The 13,879-nt window shown below is 67.7% G+C and carries 14 protein-coding genes; 13 read left to right on the plus strand and 1 reads right to left on the minus strand.

All coding sequences use genetic code 11. From position 1 onward, the window contains the following. Positions 1-27 precede the first annotated feature (27 nt). The 5 genes from RIB98_09930 to RIB98_09950 all read left to right on the plus strand — a co-directional run bounded on the left by RIB98_09930 (position 28) and on the right by RIB98_09950 (position 4,063). Positions 28-636, plus strand: coding sequence for a cell division protein SepF (locus RIB98_09930; GenBank protein MEQ8841289.1), 609 nt, complete (start codon positions 28-30; stop codon positions 634-636). A gap of 14 nt (positions 637-650) precedes the next feature. Continuing rightward, positions 651-902, plus strand: coding sequence for a YggT family protein (locus tag RIB98_09935; protein ID MEQ8841290.1), 252 nt, complete (start codon positions 651-653; stop codon positions 900-902). 64 nt (positions 903-966) lie between these two features. Continuing rightward, positions 967-2,382, plus strand: a complete 1,416-nt coding sequence (locus RIB98_09940) for a DivIVA domain-containing protein (GenBank protein MEQ8841291.1) — start codon at positions 967-969, stop codon at positions 2,380-2,382. A gap of 117 nt (positions 2,383-2,499) precedes the next feature. Beyond that, entirely contained in the window at positions 2,500-3,117 is a 618-nt protein-coding gene (locus RIB98_09945; GenBank protein MEQ8841292.1) for a hypothetical protein, read from the plus strand. A 25-nt stretch (positions 3,118-3,142) separates the two neighbouring features. Then, positions 3,143-4,063, plus strand: a complete 921-nt coding sequence (locus tag RIB98_09950; GenBank protein ID MEQ8841293.1) for an RluA family pseudouridine synthase — start codon at positions 3,143-3,145, stop codon at positions 4,061-4,063. 4 nt (positions 4,064-4,067) lie between these two features. Here RIB98_09950 and RIB98_09955 read toward each other — a convergent pair whose 3' ends face one another. After that, positions 4,068-4,514, minus strand: a complete 447-nt coding sequence (locus RIB98_09955) for an Rrf2 family transcriptional regulator (protein ID MEQ8841294.1) — start codon at positions 4,512-4,514, stop codon at positions 4,068-4,070. 108 nt (positions 4,515-4,622) lie between these two features. Here RIB98_09955 and RIB98_09960 point away from each other — a divergent pair, with 108 nt between their 5' ends. The 8 genes from RIB98_09960 to RIB98_09995 all read left to right on the plus strand — a co-directional run bounded on the left by RIB98_09960 (position 4,623) and on the right by RIB98_09995 (position 13,847). After that, complete coding sequence (locus tag RIB98_09960) at positions 4,623-5,732, plus strand: alkaline phosphatase family protein (protein ID MEQ8841295.1); 1,110 nt, start codon at positions 4,623-4,625, stop codon at positions 5,730-5,732. Positions 5,733-5,776: 44 nt separating this feature from the next. After that, complete coding sequence (locus RIB98_09965; GenBank protein MEQ8841296.1) at positions 5,777-6,298, plus strand: DUF2587 domain-containing protein; 522 nt, start codon at positions 5,777-5,779, stop codon at positions 6,296-6,298. A 151-nt stretch (positions 6,299-6,449) separates the two neighbouring features. Next, positions 6,450-10,052 carry a DNA polymerase III subunit alpha gene (gene dnaE, locus RIB98_09970; GenBank protein MEQ8841297.1) on the plus strand — a complete coding sequence of 1,201 codons (3,603 nt, stop codon included), beginning with the start codon at positions 6,450-6,452 and terminating at the stop codon, positions 10,050-10,052. Positions 10,053-10,186: 134 nt separating this feature from the next. Beyond that, positions 10,187-10,855: a hypothetical protein gene (locus tag RIB98_09975; GenBank protein MEQ8841298.1), complete on the plus strand. Its 669-nt coding sequence runs from the start codon at positions 10,187-10,189 to the stop codon at positions 10,853-10,855. Then, positions 10,819-11,472 carry a nitroreductase family protein gene (locus tag RIB98_09980; GenBank protein ID MEQ8841299.1) on the plus strand — a complete coding sequence of 218 codons (654 nt, stop codon included), beginning with the start codon at positions 10,819-10,821 and terminating at the stop codon, positions 11,470-11,472. The genes RIB98_09975 and RIB98_09980 overlap by 37 nt, the downstream gene beginning before the upstream one ends. Positions 11,473-11,567: 95 nt before the next feature. Beyond that, the gene (locus RIB98_09985; GenBank protein ID MEQ8841300.1) at positions 11,568-12,053 is read left to right on the plus strand and encodes an OB-fold domain-containing protein; all 486 of its coding nucleotides are present in this window, start codon (positions 11,568-11,570) and stop codon (positions 12,051-12,053) included. Between the two features lie 22 nt (positions 12,054-12,075). Next, positions 12,076-13,356, plus strand: coding sequence for a thiolase family protein (locus RIB98_09990; protein MEQ8841301.1), 1,281 nt, complete (start codon positions 12,076-12,078; stop codon positions 13,354-13,356). Positions 13,357-13,367: 11 nt separating this feature from the next. After that, complete coding sequence (locus tag RIB98_09995) at positions 13,368-13,847, plus strand: hypothetical protein (GenBank protein ID MEQ8841302.1); 480 nt, start codon at positions 13,368-13,370, stop codon at positions 13,845-13,847. The last annotated feature ends 32 nt before the right edge of the window (positions 13,848-13,879 follow it).

A 13,879-nucleotide genomic window follows, 5' to 3' on the forward strand; every position in this document is an offset into this window, starting at 1 on the left:
AGCCTCAGACCAAGGTAGGAGCTGATCATGTTGAAGAAGGCGCTGATCTATCTCGGGCTCGGTCCCGACGAGGAATACGAGCAGTACGACGACTTCTCCCCGTCGCGTTCCGCAGAGGGTGGCGCGAGCGCGGAGCGGCCGCCCGTGCGGTCGGTGAGCGACGCACCTCCGGTCCGGCCCGCGAGTTCCACGGTGCGGCCGGTGCCGGCCACGCCGGCGATGCCGACCTCGCAGCCGTCCACGGTGCGCGTCGTGCCGATCGAACCGTCCGCCGCGGCGGCGCCGGCGCCCAAGACCCGACCGGCGGCGCCCGGGTCCCGGTCGGGTGGACCGTCGACCGTCGACGGTGCCTCGGCCATTCGCATCGTCGAGAGCGCTCCCAGCAAGCCCCACGCCGTCACACCGACGAGCTTCAACGAAGCCCAGTCCATCGGCGACCGGTTCAAGGCCGGGCAGCCGGTCATCGTGAACCTCCAGGGCGTCGAGCGCGATCTGCGCCGTCGTCTCGTCGATTTCGCCAGCGGGCTCTGCTACGCGCTCGGCGGGAAGATGGATCGCGTGGCCGATCAGGTGTACCTGCTGATTCCGGCCGATGTCGAGGTGTCCTCGGACGACACCCGGCGCGCCCTCGACTGACGCGCGCCTTCTCGATGGAACTCCTCTGCTTCGCGCTGACGATCTATGTCGTGTTGATCCTCGTACGGATCGTGCTCACCTGGTTTCCGCTCGACCCCGATGGGGCGATGGCCACGGTGGCCGGCCTGCTGTTCATCCTCACCGACCCGGTGCTGGGACCCCTGCGACGTGTCCTGCCGCCCGTTCGGCTCGGGTCCGTCGCCCTCGACCTGTCGCCCATCGTGGCGCTGATCGGCATTCAGATCCTGCAGGGCTTCATCTGCTGACCCCGGGATTCGCGTGGCGCCGAGGCTCCCCGTTCGCGGCGCCGACGGCGTCTACGATCGGCTCATGGACGAACTCTCACCACTGTTCCAGGAGATCGAGTTCCACGAGCGCTACCGCGGCTACGACCCCGACGAGGTCGACGCGTTCGTCGATCGTGTCGCTCGTGCCGCCGCGGTCATGCGTGGACGCATCACCGAATTGCACGAACGTGTCGACGCCGCGGAGTCACGCGGTGGCGGTGCGTCGCACTCCGAAGCGGAGGAGACACTCACCCGCACCCTCGTGCTGGCGCAGCGCACGGCCGATGCGGCGATCGCCGAAGCACGCGAAGAGGCCGATCGGGTCACCACCGAAGCAGCCACGAGCGCGCACGCCATCCTTTCGGCATCGGAAGCCGAAGCCCAGTTGGCGTTGCGCGAAGCACAGGCCGAAGCCGAGCGGACCCGCCGAGAGGCGCAGGAGCATGCGTCGCGGCTGAGGGCCGAGGCCGAGACCGACCGTCGGACCATGGTGGCCGAGGCAGAGTCGATCGCGTCCGAGGCCGCCGCCGCCGAACGTGAGCGACTCGTTGCGGAGGTGGCGGAGCTCCAGGAGTACCGGACGTTCCTGGCCGACGACATCGAGATCCTCGAGCGTCACCTCGCCGAGGAGCGCCATCAGTTGAGTGCGTCGGTCTCGGCCCTCACCGACCTGCTCGAATCGCCCGAGGCGTTTCGTGTGGCCCGGCCGCCTGCCACCAGTGGCGTCGAGGTCGATGCCGCCGCGCTCCAGTCGGCAGCCGACGTCTCGGTCCCCGAGACTGCGGGGTTCGAAGAGGAGTTCGTCGACGACGAGATCACGGGCCACGACGGATTCGAGGTTCTCGAGGCGCCCGACGAGGTGGAGGCGGTCACGGCGATCGCCGAGGAGACAGTCGAGGAGCATCCCGACGAGATCGACGAGATCGACGAGTTCGACGCCGCCCCCGTCGACTCCGACGACGATGGTGCGACCATCGATCTGGTGGCCGCCGAAGCGGTCGAACCGACAGAATCTTCCGCCGACCCGGACCCCTACGTCGACGATCCCGATTCGGACCCGGACGCCGACCCCGGGCGTGGCAGCGAGCCCGCCTACGCAGGGATGAGCGAGCGATTCGTCGAGTCCCGCCAGGGCGAACCCTCGCCGCCCCGACTCGTCACGGTGGCCGATCTCGAATCGGCACCGGACACCGCCGGGCGACCGGGTTTCGAGACCTCGATGTTCGACCGCTCCTCCGACGACGGCGGGCCGATCACCGAAGCGGTGCCGGCGATGCAGGAGGGCACGCTCTTCCTCGATCCCGAGGTCGACGATGATGACGACGATCCCTTCCTCAGCCAGTTGCGCGATGCGATGGACGGCGAGCCCATGCCCGCGACCGACGACGACGCACTGACCGCGTTCTTCGATCAGGAGGACGAGGAAGCCAGCCGTTCGTGGTTCGGGCGTCGACGCTGACACCGCCTTTCGTGCCTTCTCACCGAGGATCCGCGTCATCGGTGGGACTTCTGTCTAGACTCTGCGCTTCGAACCGGGGCGACGGCCTCGTTTCGAGGGGCAAGGAGCCTTTTCATCATGGCGACCGCGAAGAAGGCAACGAAGAAGTCGGCCAAGAAGCCGGCGGCCAAGAAGGCAACGAAGAAGTCGGCCAAGAAGCCGGCAGCCAACAGAGCCGCAGCGAAGAAGGCCGCCCCGAAGAAAACCACCCCGAAGAAGGCCGCCGCCGCGAAGAAGCCGGCGGCGAAGAAATCTCCCCCGTCCAAGTCCCCCGCAAAGAAGGCACCTGTGGCCAAAGCCGTGAAGAAGGCGGTCAAATCGCCTTTCGGCAAGAAGTTCGTCGACGAGATGAAGGAACGCCTCATCACCGAGCGAGCCAAATACCTGCATTCCGCCGAGGAGTACCGCCTCGAAGCCGATGCCCTCATCGAGGGGCGTGAGCCGGGCGACGTGCAATTCGACGAAGAGTCGGGCGAAGGCGACACCCTCGCGGTCGAGCGGGAGCGCGATCTCGCGCTGTCCGCTCAGGCCCGCGGTGCGGTCGAACAGATCGACGCCGCCCTCGAACGCATCGAGGCGGGCACCTACGGTGTCTGCGTCCAATCCGGTCTGGCGATCCCCCAGGAGCGGCTCCGGGCGATCCCGTGGGCCGCGGAGCGAGTGGAATACAAGGTCGGCGGTCTCGGTCGGCGCTGAGCCGGCCCGGCCGGCGGTTGCCGCCATGCGTCGCGACATCGACGAGATCATCCCGGCTGCACTGGACGGGGAGCGAGTCGACCGCGCCGTCGCGCTCGTGAGCGAACTCAGCCGGTCGGCGGTCGTCAAGCTCATCGACGGCGGGTCGGTGCGCCTCGACGCTCGCCGGATCACCTCGGCCTCGGAGCGGGTCCACGAGGGTCAGCAGCTCGAGGTGACCATGCCCGACGAGGTCGACCCGAGACCGGCCCCCGATCCGGCGGTCCTGTTCGAGGTTCGTCACGAGGACGACCACATCGTGGTGATCGACAAGCCCGCCGGCCTGGTCGTGCATCCGGGGGCCGGCAATGCCGACGCCACACTCGTGAACGGGCTCGTGCACCGTTTCCCGGAACTGGCCGACGTCGGCGAGGTCCACCGGCCGGGCATCGTCCACCGGCTCGATCGGGGTACGTCGGGTCTGCTGGTCGTCGCCCGCACGGCCGAGGCCCACGCCGAATTGGTCCGGCAGATGTCGGCCCACGAGCCCGAACGCATCTACACGGCATTGGCATGGGGGCATCTCGAGCACGACAAGGGGACGATCGACGCGCCGATCGGGCGTTCGCCGCGCCAACCCACCCGGATGGCGGTGAGCGATCAGGGTCGGCGAGCGGTCACCCACTACACCGTCGACGAACGTTTCGATCTGCCCCGGGCGACCACGCTGGTCACCTGCCGGTTGGAGACCGGGCGCACCCACCAGATCCGCGTGCACCTACGCGCCATCGGCCACCCCGTGGTCGGCGACCGCGACTACGACGGCGGCCGTCCCGGACTCGACCCCGGACGTCCGTTCCTGCACGCCGGCGAACTCCGCTTCGTGCATCCGGCCACCGGGGCGCCCGTGGCGATCACCTCACCGCTGCCACCCGACCTGGTCGACTGTCTGGCCCTGTGTTCCTGATCGCTCAGGTCTCGTCGAGCGAGGGCCACGGTGCCCGGCCACCGGCCATCTCGGCGATGTCGCTCAACGTGAACGAATCGAGGAAGGTCCGCATGTGGGTGCCGGCTGCTCCCCAGATCGTGAGCAGTACGCACTGACCCTCGTGGTCGCAGGCGCCGTCGGTGTGGGGCTCGCCGAAGTCGCCGGCGGTGATCGGACCGTCGACGGCCCGCACGATCTCGGAGAGCCGAATCGCGTTGGGCTCGCGGGCAAGGACGTAGCCGCCGCCGACGCCTCGCTTCGAGCGAACGAGACCGGCGCCCTTCAGGGCGAGCAGGATCTGTTCGAGGTAGGGCTGCGGGAGTCCGGTGCGCTCGGCGATCTCCCGCACGGAGGTCGGGGCGGCTTCGGTGTGGAGCGCGAGCGACAGAAGGGCTCGGGCCGCATAGTCACCTCGGGTTGAGACACGCATCGCCGCGAGCCTAGAACCTTCCTCGGCAATCTGACGGACGGCGGGGTCGTCGTCGGGCGAGGAAGGCGCGAGACTGGACGGGCAACGCCCTCTGCCGATGGATCCACGATGACCGACGACGAACCGACGTTGCCCGCCTACGGGCGCGGTTGCGTCACCGATCTGATCCCCGCCATTCTCGAACCGAGCGACGATCCGTCGAGCGACGCGATCGTCGGCCCGGAGATCGTCGACGCGCCATCCGTGGTGGTGCTGGTGCTCGACGGCCTCGGCTGGAACCAGCTCCAGTCCCGGGCTGCGATCGCGCCCACGCTCGCGTCGATGGCCGGTGGCCCAGTCACCACCGTGGCACCCTCGACCACCGCCACCGCCCTGACATCCATCAGCACGGGCACGACCCCGGGCCGACACGGCGTGGTGGGCTATCGCATCGACGTCGACGGCGAAGTGCTCAATGCGTTGCGCTGGACCACCCCGCGTGGCGATGCCCGGCAACGCATCGTGCCCGGCGAGTTCCAGCGCGAGCCGGCGTTCCTGGGCCACCGACCGCTCGTGATCACGATGGCCGGCTTCGAGGGCACCGGGTTCACGATGGCGCATCTCGCCGACGTGCGGCATCGGGGGTGGCAGACGCTGCCCGGTATCGCGGTGAACATCCGCCAGGCCGTGGCGGCCGGCGAGCCGTTCGTCTACGCGTACTACGACGGCATCGACAAGACCGCTCATGTCTACGGCTTCGGTGAGCACTACGACGCCGAACTGGTCGCGTGCGACCGCCTGGTCGCCGACCTGATGATGGCGCTGCCCCGGGGCACGGCGATCGTGGTCACGGCCGACCACGGGCAGGTCGACTGCCTGGGTCACGGCGTGGCCCTCGCCGACGAGGTCGATCGTCACGTCGAACGGCAGAGCGGCGAGGCCCGGTTCCGGTGGCTGCACGCCGAAGCGGGTCATCGTCGCGACCTCCTCGACGCGGCAGACGGCGCTCACGGCGACACGGCGTGGGTCCGCTCGGTCGACCAGGTCATCGACGAGGGCTGGTTCGGTCCTGTGGTCACCGACGCCGCTCGCGCCCGGCTCGGCGATGTGGCCGTCGTGGCGAAGGGACCGCACTACTTTCTCGACTCGGCCGACGCCCCACGTATCGAACTGGTCGGTCGGCATGGTTCACTGACCCCCGACGAGATGCTCGTGCCGATGCTGAGCTTCGCCAGCTGACGCCTGCTTGCCGAAACCCTGCTTGCCAAAACCCTGGAGCCACCGTGACCGACGCCCCATCCTCCGAGACGCCGGAACTGCTCGAGCACCCCGAGGTGCTCGAGGTCGCCGACCACGACACCGCCACCGATGAGGACGACGGCATCGACGAGACGATCGATCATCCGGCGAAGGTGATGCGGATCGGCACGATGATGAAGCAGTTGCTCGAGGAAGTGCGGGCGGCCACGCTCGACGAGCCGTCCCGCGACCGACTCCGCGAGATCTACGACACCTCGATCACGGAGGTCGGATCGGCGCTCTCGCCCGATCTGCGCGAGGAGCTCCAGCGGCTCGCCTCACCGTTCACCGATGGTCAGACCCCCACGAGCGCCGAGCTCCAGATCGCCCAGGCCCAACTCGTGGGATGGTTGGAAGGCCTGGTGCAGGGCATGCAGGCGATGCTCTTCGCTCAACAGATGGCTGCGCAGCAGCAGCTGCAGAGCATGCGGGGCCAGCTCGGTCCCGGGGGCCCGAACCCGGCCGCGCCCCACCCGACCGACGAACGAGCCGGCACCTACCTCTGAACCGGAAGTCGCGAGAGCGAGCGCTGGCGCGTCCGCCGGGGGCGCGGATAGGGTCGAATCACAGCCATGTGATTTGTCCACAGGGCGTCCACAGAGCGGTCCACAGCCGCCGCTCTCGCACCGAATCCATCCCGAACCAGTAGGGGAGCCCGTGGGGGACTCGTTCACCCATCTCCACGTCCACACCGAGTACTCGATGCTCGACGGTGCCTCGCGTCTCGACGACGTGATCCATGCCGCGGTCGTCGATGGCCAACCCGCCCTCGGGATCACCGACCACGGCAACATGTACGGCGTCCTCGACTTCTACCGGGGCTGTCGGGACCAGGGCATCAAGCCCATCATCGGCACCGAGATCTATCTCGCCCACGAGTCGCGGGCCGAGCGGCCGAGCCGCCGCGGCAAGGCCGATGACTCCGGCGGCGACACCGGCGGCGGCCAGAAGCTCTACTACCACGCGATCCTCCTGGCCGAGAACGACGTCGGCTACAAGAACCTGATCCAGCTCTCGAGCCAGGCATTCCTGTCGGGCTACCACTACAAGCCCCGGGCCGACTGGGAACTGCTCGACAAGTACCACGAGGGACTGATCATCACCTCGGGCTGCCTCGGTGGTCATGTGCTCCAGAGCCTGATGCAGGGCCAGGAACAGGTCGCGTTGGAGCAGGCCGCTCGCTTCCAGGAGATCTTCGGACGCGACAATTTCTTCATCGAGATCCAGGACCACGGGATCCCCGAACAGCGCCAGACCAACCCGATGCTGCTCGACATCGCCAGGAAGATCCAGGCACCGGTGTTGGCCACGAACGACAGCCACTACACCCACCAGCACGATGCCGAGGCCCACGACGCGCTGCTGTGCGTGCAGACGGGCTCGCTCCTGGCCGACACCGATCGGTTCAAGTTCCACGGCGACCAGCACTACCTGAAGAGCGCGGGCGAGATGCGCCGGCTCTTCAGCGAGGTGCCGTCGGCATGCGACAACTCGCTGTGGATCGCCGAGCGAGCCGACGTCACCATCGAGTTCGGCAAACCCCAGCTTCCCGAGTTCCCGCTCCCCGAGGGTTTCGAGAGCGACACCGCGTATCTCCGTCACCTCACCTACGAAGGCGCCGAGCGACGCTGGGGCAAGAGCCTTCCCGAGCACATCGTCGAACGGCTCGACTACGAGCTCGGGGTCATCGACGACATGGGGTTCTCGGCGTACTTCCTCATCACCTGGGACCTCATCAAGTTCGCCCGCGACCGCGACATCCGGGTGGGCCCCGGCCGTGGTTCGGCCGCCGGTTGCGCGGTCGCCTACACGCTCTGGATCACCGACCTCGACCCGATCAAGTACGACCTGCTGTTCGAGCGATTCCTCAACCCGTCGCGGGTGTCGATGCCCGACATCGACATGGACTTCGACACCCGCTACCGCGACAATATGATCCGTTACGCAGCCGAGAAATACGGCCGCGACAATGTCGCCCAGATCGTCACCTTCAGCCAGATCAAGGCGCGGGCGGCGGTGCGCGACGCGGCCCGGGTGCTCGGCTATCCCTACGCCGTCGGCGACAAGGTCGCCAAGGCGATGCCACCGCTGATCATGGGTCGCGACACCCCGCTGAAGTACTGCTTCGAGGAACACCCGAAGTACATCGACGGCTACAAGGCGGCCGGCGAACTGCGCGACATGGTCAGCGCCGACGCCGACATCAATCGGGTTGTCGAGGTGGCCAAGGGGCTCGAGGGTCTCCGCCGCCAGGACGGCATCCACGCGGCCGCGGTGGTGATCACCAACGAACCACTCACCGAGTACCTGCCCATCCAGCGCAAGCCGGAAGCGGGCAAGTCCATCGAGGAGGCCCCGGTCGTCACCCAGTACGAGATGCACGGGGTCGAAGACCTGGGCCTGCTCAAGATGGACTTCCTCGGCCTGCGAAACCTCGACGTGATCTCGGACTGTCTGCAGCTCATCGCGCAGACCCAACACGTCGCTCTCGACATCGACGCGGTGGCCCTCGACGACGAGGCCACGTTCGACCTGTTGAAGAAGGGCGACACGATCGGCGTGTTCCAGCTCGAATCGGGTCCGATGCGGGCGCTCATCCGGTCGCTGGCCCCCGACTCGTTCGACGACGTCGCCGCTCTCGTCGCGCTGTATCGGCCGGGCCCGATGGCGGCCAACATGCACAACGACTATGCCGATCGCAAGAACGGCCGCAAGCCCGTCGAGTACATCCACCCCGATGCCGAGGAACTCCTCGGCGACACCTACGGCCTGATGATCTATCAGGAGAGCGTCATGCGGATGGCGCAGAAGTTCGCCGGCTACTCACTGGCCGAAGCGGATTCGTTGCGCAAGGCGATGGGCAAGAAGATCCGCGAGGCGATGGAGAAGGAGCGCCAGAAGTTCACCGACGGCGTGGTGGCCAACGGCTACGAGCAGTCGCTGGCGGTCGAGATGTTCGACATCATCGCCCAGTTCGCCGACTACGCGTTCAACAAGAGCCATTCCTACGGCTACGGCTACGTGGCGTACCAGATCGCCTATCTCAAGGCGAACTTCCCGGTCGAGTACCTGTCGGCCCTGCTCACCAGCGTCAAGACCAAGCTCGAGTCGGCCGCCGTCTACCTCAACGAGTGCCGGCTCATGGGCATCGAGGTCGAGGTGCCCGACATCAATCGTTCCGAGTCCGACTTCACGCCCGTCCCCGACCTCCAGTGGCGTACGGCCGCCGCCGGCCGGGCCGACCCGTCGACCGACGCGAGTCCGGCGCATGCCGGGACGAACAGAGCTGCCACACCCGGCAACATCATCTTCGGGCTGTCGGCGATCCGCAACGTCGGTGTCGGCTTCGTCGAGAAGGTGCTCCACGAACGCAATGCCAACGGCCCGTTCGCGTCATTCGTCGACTTCGTCGAGCGGGTCGAACTCGATGCGCTCAACAAGCGCACGATCGAGTCGTTGATCAAGGGCGGTGCCTTCGACTCGCTGGGCCACCCCCGCAAGGGCCTGTTGCAGGTCCACGAGCAGATCATCGATCTCACGGTGCAGCGGCGCAAGGAACACGACATGGGGGTCATGTCGCTGTTCGGCGAGCTCGACGACGGGCCGAGCTTCGACGAGCGTCCGGCCATCCCCGACACCGAGTTCGAGAAGATGCCCAAGCTGGCCCACGAGAAGGAGATGCTCGGGCTCTACATCTCCGATCATCCGCTGCTCGGTTTCGAAGGTCATGTGCGACGCAAGACCGACTGCACGCTCGGTGAGCTCGCCGATGGCGAGGACGGCGCGATCAAGAAGGTGGGCGGCGTCATCACCAACCTCCAGCGCAAGTGGACCCGCAAGGGCGACCTCATGGCCGTGTTCGAGCTCGAGGATCTCGAGGGTTCCGTCGAGATCATGGTGTTCCCCCGCACGATGCAGGAGCACGGTCCCAAACTCGAGGACGACAAGATCGTGCTGGTGCGCGGTCGGCTCGAGAACGACGGCGATCTGCCCAAGCTGTTCGCCCAGGACATCGAGGTCATCGAGGACCTGGGCGACAATCAGCCGGTGCGGGTGCGGCTCGACCCGTCGGGTGGCTCCGAGAGCAAGCTGGCCGAGCTGAAGAGCATCCTGAGCGCCCATCCGGGGGATTCGCCCGTCGAACTCCACCTCAGCGATCGGCGGGTGATCCGGCTGCCCGACGACTTCGCGGTGAACAACGCGAACGGCGTCGTTGCAGAGCTGCGGGTGCTTCTCGGACCCGATTCGATCCTGGTCTGAGCTGCGTCGTCGGCGGCGACCGACGGCCGGACACGCTGCGGCGCGACACGTTCACCGAACGTGAGGTTGCGATTCGCGCGTTCACCCTGAAAACTAGGTCGGTCCGATGTTACGCGAGTGGGGGCCGGCAGCCGATGGCGATTGAAGTCGAAACGAAGGATTGCACGGCGGTCAGCGATGCCGAACTCGCGGAGATGGCAGACCTGTGCACGGAGTCGCCCAACGCATTCGAGGTCGGCCTTCTGTCCAAGCAGTGCGAGGCCTGGGTGCTCGTCACCGTCGCCAGCGAGGGCGGGAAGATCCGCGGCTACTCGTTCTGCACGCTCGAGCGCATCGGCGGCACCCCGAGTCTGTTGATCGGTGCGGGCCACATCTGCCGCAACACCAAGCGCGACACGGTGCTGCGCGCCATCATGACCGATCAGCTGCGCCGCAGCGTGCTGGCCTTCCCCGACGAAGACGTGCTCGTCGGTTCCCAGATCAACGATGCGGGCGCGTTCGAGGCCTACAAGTCGCTCGACGACATCGTTCCCCGGCCCGGCCACAAGGCCTCCGGCGAGGAGCGGGCCTGGGGTCGCCGTCTCGCCAAGCGCTTCGGCATCGACTCCGGCAGCTACGAGGACCGGGCCTTCATCAGCCGGGGTGGCGGTACCCAGCCGGTGCTGCTCGACCACTCGAGCGCCAAGCCCGAGAAGATCGACGCCGAAGTGGCCGCCCAGCTCGACGATCTCGACATCGCCGCCGGCGACACACTGATCGCGTTCGGTTGGGCGATGGCCGAGGACCTCGAGAAGCTCCTCTGAACGACACGCCAGGCGAGCCCACGTTCGCCGAGGTCGTCCGCCGCCGGCGGATGACGCGATCGTTCGAACCCACGGCCGTCGCCACGACCGTCGTCGATCGTCTGCTCGACCAGGCCCGCCGGGCCCCGTCGGCCGGCAACACCGCGGCCACCGAGTTCCTGGTGCTCGAGACCCCCGACGCGGTCGACCGCTACTGGGCGACCACGTTGAGCGACGAGCGGCGGGCCGCCTTTCCGTGGCCCCAGCTGTTGCGTGCGCCGCTGCTCATCGTGCCCTGGGTCGAACCCGCGGCCTACGTCGCCCGCTACGGAGAGGCCGACAAGGCCCACACCGGTCTCGGCGTCTCGGCCGGCGCGTGGCCCGTGCCCTACTGGTTCGTCGACGGCGGTGCCGTGGCGATGGCGCTGCTGCTCGCGGCCGAGGCCGAGGGTCTCGGCGCACTGCTGTTCGGCCTGTTCGAGCACGAGGCGGCGGTGCGGGAACGATTCGGCGTGCCCGAGGGTCGGCGTGCCGTCGGCACGATCGCACTCGGGCATCGGGCGCCCGATCGGCCGTCGGCCTCGGCAGCACGGCCCCGCCGGCCGCTCGCCGAGGTCGTCCATCGCGGCACCTGGTGACCCGGGGGAATCCCGCAGGGCCACGGTGGGTTGGTGCGAAAGTACAGCCCGCCACTACCCTCGGCGCTGTCCCACAGTCCCGAACCGGAGGCACGATGGCCGCCAAGAAGTCGGTTGCGAAGAAGCGCACCGCCAAGAAGCCCGCGAAGAAGTCAGCGACCGCGAAGAAGGCAGCATCCAAGAAGACTGCGGCCCAGGTGCCGCTGGTCGACTACCTGCGGCTCGGCGCCCGCCCGTATCTCTCGGCCAACGAGTGCACCAACTGCGGGGCTCGGTTCTTCGACCGTCGCAACGCCTGCGCCAACTGCGGCCAGCGCGAGTTCAAGAAGGCCCGGGTGCGCAACGGCGCCAAGCTCAAGGCTTTCACCATCGTGCACCGGGCGGCGCCGGGCATCCCGGCGCCCTACGTGTCGGCCATCGTCGAGACCGACGACGGCACCACGGTTCGCTCCAACGTGGTGAACTGCGACCCCACGCCCGAGGCCGTCAACCTCGGCATGAAGCTGAAGCTGACCACCTATCCGATCGGCAAGGACGACGAGGGCACCGAAGCCGTCGCGTTCGGCTACGAACCCGTCTGACGGCCCAGAAAGGCACCTGAACATGGCTCCCACAAGCACAGTGAAGAAGAAGCCGGCGGCGAAGAAGCCCGCACCGCGCAAGAAGACGACGGCGTCGAAGATCGACGACAACAGCGTCTGGCTCATCGGCACCGACATGACCGCGTTCGGTCGCTACCCCGACAAGGACGCCGTCGACCTCGCCTCCGGCGTGTCGATGAACGCCCTCGACGACGGTGGCGTCACCATCCACGACATGGACGTGCTGGCGGCGGGCACGCTTTTCCAGGCCTCGACCGGCATGGGTCAGCGCATCCAGAAGCAGATCGGCCAGACGGGCATCCCCGTTTTCAACGTGGCCAACGCGTGCGCCACCGGCGCCACCGCGCTGCGCACCGTCTACCTCTCGATCAAGGCGGGCGAGGCCGACATGGGTCTGGCCGTCGGTGTCGAGCAGATGGGCAAGATGGGCATGCTCACCGGCGCCACGAAGAAGGAGAGCAACGTCTACGAGCCCGACGGTCGCTATGGCGCCGTCACCGGCGTCGACGGCTACCTCGGCACCGAGGGCATGCCGGGCGTGTTCGCCCAAGCGGGCATGGAGTACGCCAACGACTACGACGGCGTGGGCTTCGAACAGTTCGCCAAGGTCGCCTACAAGAACCACCTCCACTCCACGCTGAACCCGCTTGCGCAGTACCGCAAGGAGTTCTCCATGGAGGAGATCATGGGTGCGCCCACGATGAGCTATCCGAACACGCTGCTCATGTGCTGCCCCACCGGCGACGGCGCGGCGGCGGCCGTGCTCGTCTCGGGCTCGCGGTTGAAGAGCATGCCGAAGAAGGTGCAGAAGCGGGCCGTGAAGATCTCGGCCTCGGTCCTCACCTCCGACCCCTACACCGAGTCGGCCCAGGTGCAGCCCGACGTCAACACCCTCACCCGCAACGCCGCCAACCAGGCCTACGACACGGCCGGCGTCGACCCGAAGGACCTCGATCTCGTCGAGCTCCACGACTGCTTCGCCACGGCCGAGCTCATCCACTACGACAACCTCGGCCTGTGTGAGAAGGGCGGTGCCGGCGACTTCATCGACTCCGGTGCCCCGTTCCGCGACGGTTCCACCCCGGTCAACGTGTCGGGCGGCCTGATCTCCAAGGGTCATCCCATCGGCGCCACCGGTGTGGCCAACGTCTACGAGGTCGCCACCCACCTTCGTGGCGAAGCCGGTGACCGTCAGATCAAGGGCGCCAAGGTCGGCCTGGCCCACGTGATCGGGCTCGGCTCGGCGTGTGGCATCCACGTCCTGGAGAAGTCGGGCCTCTAGTCCGGTTTCGCATGAACGAACCGCTGCGGGCACGGCCCGGCTCCGTGGGAGCCTGGGACCGTGCCCGTCGCGCGTACGTCGCCATGCTCGGTGATGCCGATCCGGCCGCGGCCCTGGTCGCCGCCGGCGCGCTCGATCTCCGGCTCGGCCATGACAGTCACGTACCGGGCAGTCATGTATTCGAGATTCAGGAGCCGAGGGTCCGGATCTTCTCGGCCCCCGACGACCTCCGCGAGCTGCGAGAGATCGTCGAGACGGCGACCGGTGTGGGTACCTGGCCGGCGGCCGCGCCGGTGTCCGGTGAGCCCATCGAGCGCCGGATCGAGCTCTTCTCGGCCGCGCCATTGCTCGCCCTGCTGGTGGCGATGGACGGTCTGATCGAGCGGCGGAGCCCGTGGGGTCGGTGGCGCACGATGGTCGACACGATGGCGTCACGGGTCGGTGAACTCGACGCCGTCACGGTGAGCCTGGTGGTGCAGGAACCGACCTGAGAGAAGACCGGCGAGAGCACCCGCGAGAAGGT

Source organism: Acidimicrobiales bacterium (genome assembly GCA_040219515.1).
Taxonomy (GTDB): Bacteria; Actinomycetota; Acidimicrobiia; order Acidimicrobiales; family Aldehydirespiratoraceae; genus JAJRXC01.